Below are 17,027 nucleotides of genomic sequence, written 5' to 3'. Positions count from 1 at the left end.
TATCCGAGGGATGGCGGGGTGGTGTGGGTTGGCAGGACACGCCGTAAACCCGTCCATGGGGGCTCGATGGCGCCATCCATGGCGCCAACGGTCCTGCCAACCCACACCACCCCACCTCAGACAGATTTCGCGCGGTTGTTGGTAGGTGTCGACCTTGGTCGACGCATCTGTCAGATATCGAAAGAAATTCCGGGGTCAGATCCGTTTTCCTACGGAAAACGGATCTGACCCCAAGAGTATTTCCGACAGATCGCAGGAAACCGTCGAAGGCGGGGTGGGTCCGGTTGCGGGGGCGTGAGCGCCATGGATGGCGCGACCGAGGCTACATGGATGTAGTCACGCCGTCCCCCGCAACCGGACCCACCCCGCCATCTCGCGGAATGCACGCTGTTGCCGTTGCCTTGGTTTGAAGCCTCTGCGGGTGCAGGGCGCAGCCCTGCCAGGACAACCCACCCATTCAGGCAGGTAAGTGCAGGTCACAGGATAAGCAGACGCCTTGTTGTGCCCGCCCATCGGGTCCACATTCCTGTGCAGGAGACGGGCCGCCGCCCGTTGTCGAGACACCAGGAGACCTGCATGTCCGCTGCCCCCACCACCGCCATTTCCCGCGATCCGGCCACCGGCCTGCAGATCGCCAGCCATCCCTTCGCCACCGATGCCGAACTGGATGCGATCCTCGATCGCGGCCAGGCCGGCTTCGCTGCCTGGAGCGCCAGCAGCCTCGAACAGCGAGCGCAGGTGTTGCGCGCGATGGCGGGCGTACTGCGCCGTGACCGCGACAAGCTGGCTGCGCTGGCCACCGCCGAGATGGGCAAGGTGCAGGCCGAATCGCTGGCCGAGATCGAGAAGTGTGCCGTGCTGTGCGACTGGTACGCCGACCACGGCGCGCAGTTCCTGCGCGACGAACCGACCCAGGTGCCTGATGACAAGGCTTACGTGTCCTACCTGCCGCTCGGCGTCGTGCTGGGCATCATGCCGTGGAATTTCCCGTACTGGCAGGTGATGCGCGCGGCGGTGCCGATCCTGATGGGCGGCAACGGCTTCCTGCTGAAGCCGGCCGAGAACATCGTCGGTACCGCGCAGCTGCTTGATGCCGCCTGGCGTGATGCCGGACTGCCGGATGGCACTTTCATCGCCGCCAACATCAGCCGCGAGGGCACCAGCCGTGCGATCGCCGATGACCGCATCGCCGCCGTCACCCTGACCGGCAGCGTGGCCGCCGGCCGCAGCATTGCCGCCCAGGCCGGCCAGGCGCTGAAAAAGGTGGTGCTGGAACTGGGCGGCTCGGATCCGTTCATCGTGCTGGCCGACGCCGACCTCGATGCGGCCGTCGATGCGGCGGTGGCCTCGCGCTTCCAGAACACCGGGCAGGTCTGCATCGCCGGCAAGCGCATCATCGTTGAAGACGCGGTGTACGACCGCTTCGTGGCGCAGTTCTGCCAGAAGGTGCAGGCGCTGACCATCGGCGATGGTCGTGAAGCGGGCAACCGCATCGGCCCGATGGCGCGCCAGGACCTGCTGGAACAGCTCGACGCGCAGGTACGCGCTTCGGTGGAGGCCGGCGCGCAGCTGCTGGTCGGTGGCCACCAGCTGGATCGCCCGGGCGCGTTCTATGCGCCCACCGTGCTGGCCGGCGTGGAGCCGGGCATGCAGGCCTTCGATACCGAGACCTTCGGGCCGGTGGCCTCGATCAGCCGGGCCCGCGACGCCGACCATGCGGTGGAGCTGGCCAACCAGAGTGAATTCGGCCTCAGCGGCAACCTGTGGACCGGCGACCGCGCGCGGGCCATGCAGCTGGCGCGCCGGTTGCAGACCGGCGGCGTGTTCGTCAACGGCTTCTCCGCCTCGGACCCACGCGTGCCGATCGGCGGCGTGAAGAAGAGCGGCTTCGGCCGCGAGCTCTCGCACTTCGGCATCCGCGAGTTCGTCAACGCGCAGACGGTATGGTTCGACAAGCGTTGACGCGCGGCTCTCATCCTTCCTGCAACGATCCACCATCAGTCCAGCGAAAAGGACGGCATTCCAATGTCCAAGGGTTCAGATCTGCTTGTCGCCGCGCTTGAGAACGAAGGCGTTGAGCGCATTTTCGGTATTCCCGGCGAAGAAAACCTCGACGTGGTCGAGTCACTGCGCCATTCCAGCATCGAGCTGGTCATCACCCGCCACGAGCAGGCAGCGGTGTTCATGGCGGCCACCTATGGGCGCCTGACCGGCAAGCCCGGCGTGTGCCTGGCCACGCTCGGCCCGGGTGCGCTCAACTTCACCACCGGCGCTGCTTACGCGCTGCTGGGTGCGTGGCCGGTGATCATGATCACCGGCCAGAAGGGCATCGTCGCCAGCAAGCAGGCGCGCTTCCAGATTGTCGACATCGTCGGCACGATGAAGCCGCTGACCAAGCAGGCGCGGCAGATCGTCTCGGCGCGCACCATCCCGACCATCGTCCGCGAGGCGTTCCGTGTCGCCCAGGAAGAGCGCCCGGGCCCGGTGTTGCTGGAGCTGCCCGAAGACATCGCGGCCGATGAGGTCGAGGGCGTGGCGCTGATTCCGCCGCACGCGGTGGACCGTCCCATTGCCAGCCCGGAGGCGCTGGACCGGGCGGCGGAGATCATCCGCAATGCCAAGCGGCCGTTGCTGATGATCGCTTCAGCGGCGTCGCGACCGCAGTCCAGCGAAGCGCTGTCGGCCTTTGTGCTGCGCGCCGGCATCCCGTTCTTCACCACGCAGATGGGCAAGGGCGCGGTGGCCGGCGGTTCGGGCCTGTACATGGGCACCGCGGCGCTGACCGAGCGCGACTACGTGCACATGGCGATCGACCAGGCCGACGTGATCGTGACCATCGGCCACGAGGTCACCGAGAAGCCGCCGTTCGTGATGCGCCCGGGTGGGCCGACCGTGATCCACATTGGCTACTCGCAGGCGGCGGTGGAGCAGGTGTACTTCCCGCAGGTGGAGGTGATCGGCGATATCGGCCGTTCGTTGACCCAGCTGGCCGACCGCATCGAGGGCGCGGTGCCGAATGCCGCCGCGCTGCTGCCGCTGCGCCCGACCATCCTTGAGCACCTGGCCGACCGTGCCGAAGATGCCGGGTTCACCCCGCAGCGGCTGGTGCACGACGTGCGCCAGGTAATGCCGCCGGACGGCATCGTGGCGCTGGACAACGGCATGTACAAGATCTGGTTCGCGCGCAACTACCGCACCCAGGTGGCCAATACGCTGCTGCTGGACAACGCGCTGGCGACGATGGGCGCGGGCCTGCCGTCGGCGATCATGGCCTCGATCCTGTATCCACAGCGGCGGGTGCTGGCGGTTTGCGGTGACGGCGGTTTCATGATGAACAGCCAGGAGCTGGAGACGGCGCGCCGGCTGGGCCTGAACCTGGTGGTGCTGATCCTCAACGACGGCGCCTACGGGATGATCCGCTGGAAGCAGGCGGTGGATGGTTTCACCGACTACGGCATGACCTTCAGCAACCCCGATTTCGTGAAGTATGCCGAGGCCTATGGCTGCAAGGGTCACGAGGTGACGGCCATCGAGCAGTTCATCCCAACCCTGGAAGCGGCCTTCAACGAGGGCGGGGTGCACCTGGTGTCGGTGCCGATCGATTACTCGGAGAACCAGCGGGTGCTGGTGGACGAGTTGCGCCAGGCGTTCCCAGGAAACAGGTAAGGCCGGAGCAGGGCCGGCCGATCCGCCCGGTAGGTGTCGACCTTGGTCGACACGCAGAGCGCCAACCAGGGTTGGCGGCTACCGGGCGGCGGGCCGGGGCCGGGGCAGGGCGGTTTTGGTATGCTGGGCAACCGGCTGTGCCGGGCGCAGCATCCCCCCTCACTACACGATTCCCGCAGATCCATGAGCGAAGCTACCGATACCCCCCCCGTCGACGAAAACAAGTTGATCGCCGAGCGCCGTGAGAAACTCAAAGCGCTGCGTGGGCAGGGCATCGCGTACCCGAACGACTTCCGTCGCGAGGACTTCGCCGGCCGCCTGCAGGAAGAATTCGCCGATGCCGGACAGTGGACCGCCGAGGCTCTGGAAGGCAACGGCCGCCAGGTGAAGATGGCGGGCCGCCTGATGGCCAAGCGCATCATGGGCAAGGCCAGCTTCGCGCAGATCCAGGACGAGTCCGGCCGCATCCAGCTGTTCCTGCAGGGCGCGGTGCTGGGCGATGCCTACACCGCCTTCAAGGGCTGGGACGTGGGCGACATCATCGCCGTCGAAGGCGGCCTGACCCGTACCAAGACCGGCGAGCTGTCGGTCAAGGCCGAATCGATCCGCCTGCTGACGAAGTCGCTGCGCCCGCTGCCGGACAAGTGGCACGGCCTGGCCGACGTCGAGCAGCGTTACCGCCAGCGTTACGTCGACCTGATCGTGACCCCGGAGTCGCGCGCGGTGTTCATCAAGCGCTCGAAGATCATCCGCGCCATGCGCGCGTGGCTGGACAACCGCGACTTCCTGGAAGTCGAGACGCCGATGATGCATTACATCCCCGGCGGCGCGGCGGCCAAGCCGTTCACCACCCACCACAATGCGCTGGACCTGGACCTGTACCTGCGCGTGGCGCCGGAGCTGTACCTCAAGCGCCTGACCGTGGGTGGCCTGGAGCGCGTGTACGAGATCAACCGCAACTTCCGCAATGAAGGCGTCAGCACCCGCCACAACCCGGAATTCACCATGATGGAACTGTACGAGGCCTATGCCACGTACAACGAGATCATGGACCTGACCGAAGGCGTGATCCGTGACGTGGCCACGACGGTCAACGGTGGCACCGAGGTGGAGTGGGATGGCGCGAAGATCGACCTGGGCCCGGCGTTCCGCCGCTGGCGCATGGACGAGGCGGTCCGCCACCACAACCCGGAAATCTCCGCCGCCGACTGCACCGACCGTGACGCGCTGCTGCGCCATTGCGAGCGCTTGAAGATCCGCGTCAAGCCGTCTTACGGCTGGGGCAAGCTGCTGCTGGAGATCTTCGAGGCCACCGTCGAGCACACCCTGATCCAGCCGACCTTCATCACCGATCACCCGGTGGAGGTCTCGCCGCTGGCCCGTGCCAACGACAACGATCCGGGCTACACCGACCGTTTCGAGCTGTTCGTCAATGGCAAGGAGCTGGCCAATGGCTTCTCCGAGCTGAACGATCCGGAAGACCAGGCCCAGCGCTTCCAGGCCCAGGTGGCCGCGAAGGAGGGGGGGACGACGAGGCCATGCATTACGACGCCGACTACATCCGTGCGCTGGAGTACGGCATGGCCCCGACCGGCGGCCTGGGCATCGGCGTCGATCGCCTGGTGATGCTGCTGACCGGCAGCAGCTCGATCCGTGACGTGCTGCTGTTCCCTTACATGCGTCCGGAGCAGTAAGTCGTCTTTTTGACTCCTGATTGTGCGCGCCGTCCCGAAACGAGACGGCGCGATTGACGCCTCCCGCACTCGGCGTATCGTTATTGCACTACCTTGACGCCTGTTGTGGCTTGATCGGCGCCAAGGGGAGTGCACAGTGTGGAGAGCCCGCTTCACAATGTGATGACGATCATGAACCGGGACGCATGACACGGGAGTCAGGCCGATGCAGGGTGCGAGCGTTCGCAGCGGCAGAGTATCCTCGCCTGCTGATGATCCAGCATGGTCGAAAAACCAGGCAGAGTACGCGTTGAACATCGTCATTGTTGACGACCAGACTTCCGCCCGGACGATGCTGCGTCACGTCATCGAGGACATCGCGCCGGAACTGAGCGTGTATGACTTCGGCGATCCGCTGACCGCATTGGCGTGGTGCGAGGCGCATCCGGTCGACCTGCTGCTGCTCGATTACCGCATGCCGGAGATGGACGGGCTGGAATTCGCCCGTCGTTTCCGTCGCCTGCCGAAGCACCGCGACATTCCGGTGATCCTGATCACCGTGGTCGGCGACGAGCCGATCCGGCAGGCCGCGCTGGAAGCGGGTGTCATCGACTTCCTGGTCAAGCCGATCCGCCCGCGTGAACTGCGTGCGCGCTGCTACAACCTGTTGCAGCTGCGGCAGCAGACCGAGAACGTGAAGCAGCGGGCGTTGTCGCTGGAACAGCGCCTGCTGGCCAGCATGCATGAAGTCGAAGAGCGGGAGCGCGAGACGCTGTCGCGGCTGGCGCGTGCGATCGAGTTCCGTGATGCCGGTACCAGCGCCTACCTGGAGCGCATGGCGCGCGTGGCTGGCCTGATCGCCGACCAGCTCGGGCTGCCCGAAGAGGAAGTGCGCCTGATCGAGATGGCTGCGCCGCTGCACGACATGGGCAAGATCGCCATCCCCGATGCGGTGCTGCTCAAGCAGGGCAAGCTCAACGAAGAAGAGCTGGCGATCATGCGCCGGCACCCGCGTATTGGCCATGAACTGCTGAGTGGTAGCCAGAATCGCTTCATCCAGGTTGGCGCGTTGATCGCACTGCGTCATCATGAGCGCTACGATGGCAGTGGCTATCCCGATGGGCTGGTCGGCGATGCGATTCCGCTGGAAGCGCGCATCGTGGCCGTCGCCGATGTCTTCGACGCCTTGATATCACCCCGTCCGTACAAGGAAGCATGGACCATGGAAGCCACCCTGGCTTATCTCTACGCCCAGCGTGGCCGCCTGTTCGACCCCCGATGCGTGGACGCGCTGCTGCGCGGCCGCGAGCAGCTGGACCAGATCTGCGCCGAGCATTCGATGGCGTCCGCGCGCCCGGGGCTGGGCGCGTGAAACGGCTGTTGTCGCAGCTGCGGCTGCGCCTGTCCCAGCGCCAGGACAGTGAGCACGGCCAGCAGATCGTCCGCATTGTCCTGATCAGCCTGATCCTGGCCTACGTGCTGTTGCCTGCGCCACGCCACGATCTGCCGCACACGCAGTACGTGGGCGTGCTGGCGATCGTGCTGACCGGCCTGAGCCTGTCGCTGCTGCTGTTCGGTTGGCTGCTGTGGCGGCCCGCGCGTTCGGATCCACGCCGCGTGCTGGGCATGCTGGCCGACTACGGCCTGATCGCTGCCGGCATGGTGCAGATGGGCGAGCCGCTGTCCTGGGTCTACATCGTGGTGATGTGGGTGACGGTCGGCAACGGCATGCGCTTTGGCAACCACTATCTGTACGTGGCGGTGGCCATGGCGATGGTGAGCTTCGGTTGCACCGTGCTGCTGACTCCGTACTGGCAGCAGAATTTCCGCCTGGCCATCGGCCTATGGCTCGGCCTGGCCGCGGTGCCGCTGTACTTCTCGACGCTGCTGCGGCAGTTGACCGAGGCGATGGCCGAGGCGCGCCGCGCCAGCGAGGCCAAGAGTCGTTTCCTGGCCAACATGAGCCATGAGTTCCGCACCCCGTTGAACGGTCTCAACGGCATGACCGAAGTGCTGGCGACCACGCGCCTGGACGACGAGCAGCGCGAGTGCCTCAACACCATCCAGGCATCATCGCGCAGCCTGCTGGCGCTGGTGGAGGAAGTGCTGGACATCTCGGCCATCGAAGCCGGCAAGCTGCGCGTGGTGGCCGAAGACTTCGCCGTGACCGATGTGATCCAGGCGATCGGGCTGATCCTGCTGCCGCAGGCCAAGGCCAAGCGACTGGACTACCGGGTGAAGGTCGCCGACGGTGTGCCGCCACGGGTGCGCGGCGATGTCGGGCATCTGCGGCAGATCCTGTTGAACCTGGCCGGCAATGCAGTCAAGTTCACCGACCACGGCCGGGTCGAGATCCGTGTCGGCGTCGTCCATGCGGATACCAATGGCGCAGTGCGGTTGCGCTTCGACATCCTCGATACCGGCATCGGCGTGGCGCCGGCCATGCGCGCGCGGCTGTTCGATGCCTTCGAGCAGGCTGACGTCAGCATGGCGCGCCGCCACGAGGGCACCGGCCTTGGCACGACCATCGCCAAGGGCCTGGTCGAAGCCATGGACGGTGACATCGGCTATCTGGAAAACCCGCCGCGCGGCAGCCACTTCTGGGTAGAGCTGCCGTTCGCGCCGCCGCAGCCGCTGGTGCCGGGTGCGGTGCCGAGCCTGACCGGCGACGAAGACGTCGGGCCGGGCGGTAACGTGATCGCCTTTGCCGATCCGTTCCTGCGCCATCGCGCCCGCGTGCGCAGCATGCAGATCCTGGTGGCCGACGACCATGAGGCCAACCGCATGGTCCTGCAGCGCCTGCTGCAGAAGGCCGGGCATCGTGTGCTGTGCGTGGACGGCGGTGAGGCGGTGCTGGATGCGCTGGCCGACAGCGAGTTCGACGCGGTCATCGTCGATCTGCACATGCCAGGCATGAGCGGGCTGGACATGCTCAAGGAGTTGCGGGTCATGCAGGCCGGCGGCGGTCCGCGCACACCGGTGCTGGTGCTCAGCGCCGATGTCACGCCCGACGCGATCCAGCGCTGCACCCAGGCCGGTGCGCATGCCTTCCTGGCCAAGCCCGTGGTGGCGGTACGCCTGCTCGATACCCTGGCCGAGATCGCCAACAACGCCCAGTTGAAGACCATGGCTGCGCCGGTGGTGCGGCCGGCGGCGCTGCAGGACGGGGTGCTCGACAGCAGTGTGCTGGACGAACTGGCCTCGCTGGGCATGGGCGAGGGCTTCGAGCGCGAGTTCATCCGCCAGTGCCTGGAGGATGTGGCGAGCTGCATGGGCAAGGCCGAGCAGGCCGGCGAGGCTGCGCACTGGGATGTGTTCCGCGAACAGGCCCACGCGATCAAGGGCGTGGCCAGCAACCTTGGCCTGATGCGCGCGTCCAATCGTGCCGGCGAGCTGATGCGGATGGCCGACTGGCAGCTCAAGACCGAATGGCGTCCGCGCCTGGACATCCTGCAGGACGCGATCAAGGAAGGCCGGCGTGCGCTGGAGGCACGGGCCGAACGCCGCCTGCGCGGTGCTGCTGATGATGGTGAGGCGCGTTAGGGATTGTTGGTTCGTCGCGCGAGTTCGAGAATCCGCTGTGCCGCTGATTCCGCTGCGCGCAGTATCCAGGCGAGGGAGTTTGATGCGCCCCTTGGCTTCTGATCGGAGTCGGACGGCTGACGTATCGATTCCCGGTGCGTCAGCAGGAGGGTTTGCGGGTGCGGCTGGCGCTGGCCCCTCTTTACGTACCAGCGGATCAAGGTGTGGTTTGGGGCGTCGTACTCGATGCCTTCAACGAAGGCCTCGGACATGCGTGGATAGCGTTCCAGCAAGGGCCCGAGGTGGGTCTTCATCCACGCCAGGAGATCCATGTGGAAGGCGCGCCAGGGCTCTCCATAGCGTGATTCGGCAGTGGTTGCCGAAAGGCCCAGAGCGTTGATGCAGAAGCTGAGCAGGTGGACAGCATCCAGGCTCGGGCATTCGCGGATCTTTGCGAGCATGCGTGCGGCGATGCGCTCCTGGAACTGCCTTCCTGCTGCCGACGCACGAATGGAGTGCGAGAACAGGTGTTCCCAGATGAGCGAGAACTGAATTTTTGTGGTCGAAGCCTGCGGGGCCTTCATCTCTGCGGCTGACTCGATCAGTGAGAACGCCATGGCTTCGATATAGCCGATTGCCGGCTCCCATCGTCCTGTCGATGGAGGCGGCGTCTCCGGAAGCTGGGCGATCAATCTGCCAATGAACTGCAGTTCCTTTTCGACACTTTTGTAGGACTCGCTCCGGAACGTTACGGGCTCCCTGATCTGTGCAAGGTCGGAGGTCTGGCGTTCAATGAAGAAGCGTGCCCAATGCAGTGCGTCGGGAGGTTCCGGCGACGGATTTTCCATCCATGCTGCGTGCGCCAGGGATACCAGGCCGAGATAGGCGTGCCACTGGGGGAGGCTCAGTCTGACTGCAGATCCCTCGCGTGGGGCCAGCAGATATAAGGAGTTGTCGAGTAGCGCGCGGTTGCAGACGAGTGCGGCAGTTGCCGGGTGAGGGAGCGCCTCATCAGCGATGTCATCTGCGGGGAAGTAGTCCTCGTTGTAGAGGAACGACCCATCGAGTCTGATTGCTTCAGCAACCAGATTCTCTGCAAAACGGATAGCGGCGGGATGTGGCCGATCAGTGGATGGGATTTCCCTGAAGAATGCGGGAATGGCGGTTGGGCACTCAACTACGATGGTGCGACAGACGTTCCGATCCTTGAATCGATTGGTGATTCGCTCTGCGCATGCGTGCGCGGATCGTTCGTTGCTGGGCGCTGTTTCCGGTGCATGCAGGTGGCGAGCGATCTCTCCCATGGAGCGACCTAGTTCCTCGACCAGTACTGAAATTTCATCTGGCCTTCCGCGATCGATGATCTTCTGGGCGGCCTCAGAAAAGCGGTTTGCGTTGGCGGCACTGAATCGATTCGATGATGAGAACGCCGCGATTGTCCAGGCGATCAATGTGGCGAAGAACACGGCGGCAAGAGCGGCCTGCCAGGTCTCCGGAGTGAGCAATGATCCGGCGATGACCGGTCGGGACGTGGCGCGCCACCAGTCGGTGAGGAGCGTAAGGCAGCCCACCGAGATCATCGCAATCATCGCGAACTTCTCGACGTGAATTCTCGCGGTTGCGACGCGGAATCGATACCTCACGTCGAATATGGTCCAGACCAGAAGGAGCAACGCCAATCCAGAGAGAAACTCCGGGAAGCCGAAGAGGCGAGGGGCATCACTTCTGAGATGAATCCACTGGATTCCAGCACCGAACAAGCAACTGAACATTGATCCCTTCTTGCAGCGTCGACGGCTCCATTGCCATCAGCGGGATTATCGGTGTTCATCTTGGGTGCTGGATAGGTCCGAGGTTCGTTCTACTGCCGGCCGGTCCAGCTGAAGGTGTTGCACCCCTAAAAAAAGCCCGGTGGCCAACCGGGCTTGAACCCATCCTGGGGGAGGGATGAATCAGGCCGCGTCGAGGCTGGCGCGACGGGTCTGGGCCTTGATCAGGCGATCCATGGTTCGCAGCGAGCGGTCGCCGAGGGCCAGGGCGGAATCGACCCATACCTTGGTGATCTCCAGCAGTTCGTCATAGCTGACAGGCTGGGCAATGCTGCGTGCGGCGTTCATTGCCAGGTAGGACTGTGGGGTGCGCTGCTGCTGGCGGATCAGTTCCTCGACCGCCGCCCGACCTTCGCCCTTCTTCACCAGCACGTCGACCACGCCCATCGCATGCATTTCCTCGGCGCTGTAGACCCGGCCATCGAGGATGATCTTCTCGGCCAGGTGCGGCGATACCCGGCGGCACAGGAAGGAATAGGCGCCCATGCCCGGGAACAGGCCAAACAGCACCTCCGGTAGGCCGAGGCCGCTGCCTTCTTCGGCGACGATGGTGTGGCAGGCCAGCGCCATTTCCAGGCCGCCGCCGAGGGCGTCGCCCTGGATCAGGGCGATCGAACGGACATCGCCGCCGAACCCGGTATGCAGGTGGTGCACGCCCTCCACGCAGCGCTGGGCGTAGTTCAGCAGGAGGTCGCGGTTGCCCTCGCGGATCAGGCGGGTGAACAGGTCCAGGTCACCGCCCAGGTTGTAGGCGACGGCGTCCGAGGCCAGCACGAAATGCCGCAGGGTGCCGCTGTGGCGCTCGGCAGGGCTGCGGGTGATGGCGGCCATGTAGCTCCACATCTCGTCGAGCATGTCCTTGCGGCAGCAGGGACGGATGCCGGTGGCGGCATCGGCATGCATGAACAGCCAGTGGGCAGCGCCGTCGGCACTGTCTTCGGTACGGATGGTGGCAAAAGGCGAGCCGCTTGAGGGCAGCTTTTCGATGGTACTCATGGAAGGGTCCTCGGCATGCGGCCCGCAGTGTCAGGTGGGTGGCCGGCGGGCCGAACGGTCCACACACGCGGCGATGCTACACCGCCTCAGGGGCGTCGCATGCGAAAGGGCCCGGGACGTTTCCGCCCCGGGCCCTGCACTGTCCAGATTGCCGAAAACCCTTACTGGGCGGGCGTATCGCGGAGTTCGCGACGGAGGATCTTGCCGACATTGGTCTTCGGCAGTTCCTTTCGGAATTCAACGATTTTGGGGTGCTTGTAGCCGGTCAGGTTGGCCCGGGCGTGCTCCTTGACCATTTCGGCGGTCAGGTTCGGGTCCTTCTTCACGATGACCACCTTGACCACCTCACCGGACTTCTCGTCCGGCACGCCGACCGCGGCCACTTCCAGCACGCCCGGCATCATCGCGATCACGTCCTCGACTTCATTCGGGTACACGTTGAAGCCGGACACCAGGATCATGTCCTTCTTGCGGTCGACGATGTAGAAGAAGCCCTGTTCGTCCATCTTCGCCATGTCGCCGGTGTGCAGCCAGCCGTCGGTGTCGATGGTCTTGGCGGTTTCCTCCGGGCGCTGCCAATAGCCCTTCATCACCTGCGGGCCCTTGATGCAGAGTTCGCCGACCTCGCCCAGCGGCAGGATGGCGCTGTTGTCGTCCTTGATGCAGGCATCGGTGGAGGGGATCGGCAGTCCGATCGAGCCGTTGTACTCGGTCAGGGTGAGCGGGTTGATGCAGGCTGCCGGCGAGGTTTCGGTCAGGCCGTAGGCCTCGACCAGGGTCACGCCGGTGACCTTCTTCCAGCGCTCGGCCACGGCGCGCTGCACGGCCATGCCGCCGCCCAGGGTGACCTTCAGCGACGAGAAGTCGACCGTGTCGAAACCGGGGGTGTTGAGCAGGCCGTTGAACAGCGTGTTGACGCCGGTGATGGCGGTGAAGCGCACCGACTTGAGCTCCTTGACGAAGCCCTTCATGTCGCGCGGGTTGGTGATCAGGTGGTTGCAGCCACCGAACTTCATGAAGACCAGCCCGTTCGCCGTCAGCGCGAAGATGTGGTACAGCGGCAGGGCGGTGATGATCCACTCCTTGCCCATCTCGATGCCCGACGCACTGATCCAGGCCGAGGCCTGCTGCATGTTGGCGATCAGGTTGCGGTTGGTCAGCATCGCGCCCTTGGCCACGCCGGTGGTGCCGCCGGTGTACTGCAGGAACGCAATGTCGTCGTGGTCGATCTCGACCTTGGGCAGGCTGTGGCGGCTGCCGAGCTTGAGCGCCTGGCGGAAGCGCACCGCGCCCTTGAGATGGTAGTTGGGCACCATCTTCTTGATGTACTTCAGCACGAAGTTGACGATCACGCCCTTGCCGCCGAGCAGGTCGCCGAGGCCGGTGGTGATCACATGCTTGACCGGCGTATCGGCGATGACCTGCTCGACGGTGTCGCCGAAGTTGTCGACCACCACCAGCGCGGTCACGCCGGCATCGACCAGCTGGTGCTTGAGCTCGCGGGCGGTGTACAGCGGGTTGACGTTGACCACGGTCAGGCCGGCGCGCAGCACGCCGAAGGTGGCCACCGGGTACTGCAGGCAGTTGGGCATCATCAGGGCGACGCGGTCACCCTTCTTGAGCTTGAGCTCACCGAGCAGGTAGGCCGCGAACTGTTCGACCAGCGCGTCGGTCTCGCCATAGGTGAGCACCTTGCCGAAGCTGGAGTAGGCGGGACGGTCGCGGAATTTCGCGACGGAAGCGTCGAAGACCGAAGCTACCGAATGGAACTCGTTGACGTCGATCTCGGCGGGAACGCCTTTCGGATAGCTCTGCAGCCAGGGACGATCCAGACTCATATTCCCCCTCCAGGAATCGTGATGTATTAGGTTCCGGCCCTGAGCGTATCGACAATGGCCGGTCATTGCAGCATACCCCGCCGTAGGGAAAACGCGAAGAGGCCCCGAAGGGCCTCTTTGCCTGGTAGTGCCGGCCGCTGGCCGGCATCTGCAGCAACCGCGATGTCGGGCGATGCCGGCCAGCGGCCGGCACTACCGTGGCGCCAAGCAGGCCGCCTGCGTCAGCCCTGCTTGCGCACCGGTGCGCCGTTGGCCTTGTAGTACGCCGCGGTGCTGCGGGCCAGCGGGGTGCGACCGCGGATCACGTCGGCCAGCTTCTCGGCCATCATGATGGTCGGCGCGTTGAGGTTGCCGGTCACCACCTGCGGCATGATCGAGGCATCGACGATGCGCAGGCCTTCCAGCCCGTGCACGCGGCCCTGGCCGTCGACCACGGCCATCGGGTCATCGGCATGGCCCATCTTGTTCGAGCACGACGGATGGTAGGCGGTCTCGGCGTGCTCGCGCACGAACGCATCGATCTGCGCATCGGTCTGCAGCGCGCTGCCCGGCGAGATCTCGCGGCCGCTGTACGGCGCCAGTGCCGGCTGCGCGAAGATCTCGCGGGTGATGCGGATCGCCGCACGGAACTCGCGCCAGTCCTGGTCGTGCGACATGTAGTTGAACAGGATGCTCGGATGTTCGCGCGGGTCCTTCGAACGCACATGGATGCGGCCGCGGCTGGGCGAGCGCATGGAACCGACGTGCATCTGGAAGCTGTGCGCCTTGATCGGGTTGGAGCCGTTGTAATTGATCGCCACCGGCAGGAAGTGGTACTGCAGGTTCGGCCAGTCGAACTCGGCGTCGCTGCGGATGAAGCCACCGGCCTCGAACTGGTTGCTGGCGCCGATGCCGGTGCCCAGGAACAGCCACTCGGCACCGATTGCCGGCTGGTTGTACAGCTTCAGTGCCGGTGCCAGCGACACCGGCTTCTTGCATTCGTACTGCAGGTACATTTCGAGGTGATCCTGCAGGTTGGCGCCGACGCCGGGCAGGTGGTGCACCAGGTCGATGTCCAGGCTGCGCAGCAGGTCGGCCGGGCCGACGCCCGAGCGCTGCAGGATCTGCGGCGAGGCGATGGCGCCGCCGCACAGCAGCACTTCGCGGCGGGCGGTGGCACGCTGCGGCTGCTCGTTGTGCAGCCACTGCACGCCCACCGCGCGCTTGCCCGAGAACAGGATGCGGTCGGTCAGCGCGTGGGTGACGATGGTCAGGTTCGGGCGCGGCTTGGCCAGGTCCAGGTAGCCGCGGGCGGTGCTGGAGCGACGGCCCTTGGGGGTCACCGTGCGGTCCATCGGGCCGAAACCTTCCTGCTGGTAGCCGTTGAGGTCGTCGGTGCGCGGGTAGCCGGCCTGCACGCCGGCTTCGACCATTGCAGCGAACAGCTCGTTGTTGCCGGCCTTCGGCGTGGTCACGCGCAGAGGGCCGTCGCCACCGTGGTAGTCATTGGGGCCGATGTCGCGGGTTTCGGCTTTGCGGAAGTACGGCAGGCAGTCCAGGTAGGTCCAGTCTTCCAGGCCCGGCATGCTGGCCCAGTTGTCATAGTCCATCGCGTTGCCGCGGATGTAGCACATGCCGTTGATCAGCGACGAGCCGCCCAGGCCCTTGCCGCGGCCGCAGTCCATGCGGCGGTTGTTCATGAAGGGCTCGGGATCGGTCTTGTACGCCCAGTTGTAGCGCTTGCCCTGCAGCGGGAAGGCCAGTGCCGCCGGCATCTGGGTACGGAAGTCGAGCCGGTAGTCCGGGCCACCGGCTTCCAGCAGCAGCACGCTGACATCGGCATCTTCGGTGAGGCGGGTGGCCAGCACGTTGCCGGCCGAACCGGCGCCGATGATGATGTAGTCGTACTCGTTATGGGTGCTCATGGGTGTCTCCTGCAGGCCGGGGCGCGCTGCATGCAGGCGTCCCGGCGGGATGTCGGATCGGCGCGGTGGCCGGACGATGGGGCGTGCTCGCGGCGCGCCGGTCAGAACACGCTGGCGTAGTCGCCCAGCTCGACCTGCACCGACTTGATGCGGGTGTAGTGGCCGAGGGTGGAGATACCGTTCTCGCGGCCAACGCCGGATTCCTTGTAGCCACCGACCGGCATTTCGGCCGGCGATTCACCCCAGGTGTTGATCCAGCAGATGCCGGCTTCCAGGCGGTGGATGATGCGATGGGCGCGGCTGACGTCCTTGCTGACCACACCGGCGGCGAGGCCGAAGGTGGTGTCGTTGGCGCGGCGCACCACTTCGTCTTCGTCGTCGTAGGCGAGGATGCTCATCACCGGCCCGAAGATCTCTTCCTTGACGATGGTCATGTCATCGCGGCAGTCGGAGAACACGGTCGGCAGCACGTAGGCGCCGTTGGCCAGCGCGCCTTCGGTGGCACGGCCGCCGCCGGTCAGCAGGCGGGCGCCTTCGGCCTTGCCGCTTTCGATGTAGCGCAGCACGTTTTCCATGTGCGGGAAGCTGGTCAGCGGGCCGAAGTTGGTCTCGGCGGCCATGGGGTCGCCGATGCGGATGCGCTTGACGCGCTCGACAACGGCGGCTTCGAACGCGGCCAGCATGCTGCGCGGCACGAACACGCGGGTGCCGTTGGTGCAGACCTGGCCGGAGCTGAAGAAGTTGGCCATCACCGCGATGTCGGCGGCACGGTCGAGGTCGGCGTCATCGCAGATCACCAGCGGCGACTTGCCGCCCAGCTCCATGGTCACTTCCTTCAGCGACGAGGACGCGGCGCTGGCCATCACCTTCTTGCCGGTGGCGACGCCGCCGGTGAAGGAGATCTTCTCGATCACCGGGTGCTCGGTCAGCCACTGGCCGATCTCGCGGCCCGGGCCCTGCACGACGTTGAACACGCCGGCCGGCACGCCCGCTTCGGTGTAGATCTCGGCCAGCCGGATCGCGGTCAGCGGGGTCACTTCGGACGGCTTGAACACCATCGCGTTGCCGGCGGCCAGGGCCGGGGCCGACTTCCACATGGCGATCTGGATCGGGTAGTTCCAGGCGCCGATGCCGGCGACCACGCCCAGCGGCTCGCGGCGGGTGTAGAAGAAGCTCGATTCGCGCAGTGGCAGCTGGATGCCTTCAATGGCGGTGGCCAGGCCGGCGTAGTACTCGACCACGTCGGCACCGGTGACGATGTCCACGGTGGTGGTTTCGGCCAGTGCCTTGCCGGTGTCCAGCGTTTCCAGTTGTGCCAGTTCGTCGTTGCGCTCGCGCAGGATCTCGACGGCGCGGCGCAGGATGCGCGAACGCTCCATGGCGGTCATCGCGGCCCACACCTTCTGGCCTTCGGCCGCGCTCTGCACGGCGCGTTCGACGTCGGCCTGGCTGGCGACCTGCACTTCAGCGATCACTTCACCGGTGGCCGGGTTGACGGATTTGAAGGTCTTGCCGCTTGTGGCATCGACCCGCTGGCCGTGGATGTAGAGCTGTTGGACGGGCAGGGTGGTCATGGGGCGTACTCCTTGGAAGGGGGCG

9 protein-coding genes and 1 pseudogene are annotated in these 17,027 nt (G+C 65.6%); 5 read left to right on the top strand and 5 right to left on the bottom strand.

Annotated features, from left to right (window positions below):
• Positions 1-576: 576 nt before the first annotated feature.
• The 5 genes and pseudogenes from ACXI0D_RS19425 (at position 577) to ACXI0D_RS19405 (ending at position 8,882) form a co-directional block, all read left to right on the top strand.
• Positions 577-1,962: an NAD-dependent succinate-semialdehyde dehydrogenase gene (locus tag ACXI0D_RS19425; protein ID WP_119006199.1), complete on the top strand. Its 1,386-nt coding sequence runs from the start codon at positions 577-579 to the stop codon at positions 1,960-1,962.
• Between the two features lie 63 nt (positions 1,963-2,025).
• On the top strand, positions 2,026-3,666 hold the full coding sequence (locus tag ACXI0D_RS19420) for an acetolactate synthase large subunit (RefSeq protein ID WP_101765389.1): 1,641 nt from the start codon (positions 2,026-2,028) through the stop codon (positions 3,664-3,666).
• Positions 3,667-3,849: 183 nt separating this feature from the next.
• Positions 3,850-5,360: pseudogene (gene lysS, locus ACXI0D_RS19415) on the top strand (lysine--tRNA ligase).
• A gap of 205 nt (positions 5,361-5,565) precedes the next feature.
• A complete protein-coding gene (gene rpfG, locus ACXI0D_RS19410; protein ID WP_014037069.1) occupies positions 5,566-6,711 on the top strand; it encodes a cyclic di-GMP phosphodiesterase response regulator RpfG in 1,146 nt (381 codons plus the stop codon).
• Positions 6,708-8,882 carry a response regulator gene (locus ACXI0D_RS19405; RefSeq protein WP_049443464.1) on the top strand — a complete coding sequence of 725 codons (2,175 nt, stop codon included), beginning with the start codon at positions 6,708-6,710 and terminating at the stop codon, positions 8,880-8,882. The genes rpfG and ACXI0D_RS19405 overlap by 4 nt, the downstream gene beginning before the upstream one ends.
• Here the strand turns inward: ACXI0D_RS19405 and ACXI0D_RS19400 are convergent.
• From ACXI0D_RS19400 to betB, 5 genes are all read right to left on the bottom strand, one after another.
• The gene (locus ACXI0D_RS19400) at positions 8,879-10,633 is read right to left on the bottom strand and encodes a hypothetical protein (RefSeq protein ID WP_479642986.1); all 1,755 of its coding nucleotides are present in this window, start codon (positions 10,631-10,633) and stop codon (positions 8,879-8,881) included. The two genes, ACXI0D_RS19405 and ACXI0D_RS19400, sit on opposite strands and share 4 nt — an antisense overlap.
• Before the next feature lie 180 nt (positions 10,634-10,813).
• A complete protein-coding gene (locus ACXI0D_RS19395) occupies positions 10,814-11,686 on the bottom strand; it encodes a crotonase/enoyl-CoA hydratase family protein (RefSeq protein ID WP_014037072.1) in 873 nt (290 codons plus the stop codon).
• 161 nt (positions 11,687-11,847) lie between these two features.
• A complete protein-coding gene (locus tag ACXI0D_RS19390) occupies positions 11,848-13,524 on the bottom strand; it encodes a long-chain fatty acid--CoA ligase (RefSeq protein ID WP_049443466.1) in 1,677 nt (558 codons plus the stop codon).
• 221 nt (positions 13,525-13,745) lie between these two features.
• Positions 13,746-15,428: a choline dehydrogenase gene (gene betA, locus ACXI0D_RS19385; protein ID WP_049443467.1), complete on the bottom strand. Its 1,683-nt coding sequence runs from the start codon at positions 15,426-15,428 to the stop codon at positions 13,746-13,748.
• A gap of 101 nt (positions 15,429-15,529) precedes the next feature.
• Positions 15,530-17,002: a betaine-aldehyde dehydrogenase gene (betB, locus tag ACXI0D_RS19380; RefSeq protein WP_101765391.1), complete on the bottom strand. Its 1,473-nt coding sequence runs from the start codon at positions 17,000-17,002 to the stop codon at positions 15,530-15,532.
• Positions 17,003-17,027 lie beyond the last annotated feature (25 nt).

The organism is Stenotrophomonas sp. C9D9, from assembly GCF_056491205.1.
This window is presented reverse-complemented; position numbering and strand designations above follow the sequence as displayed.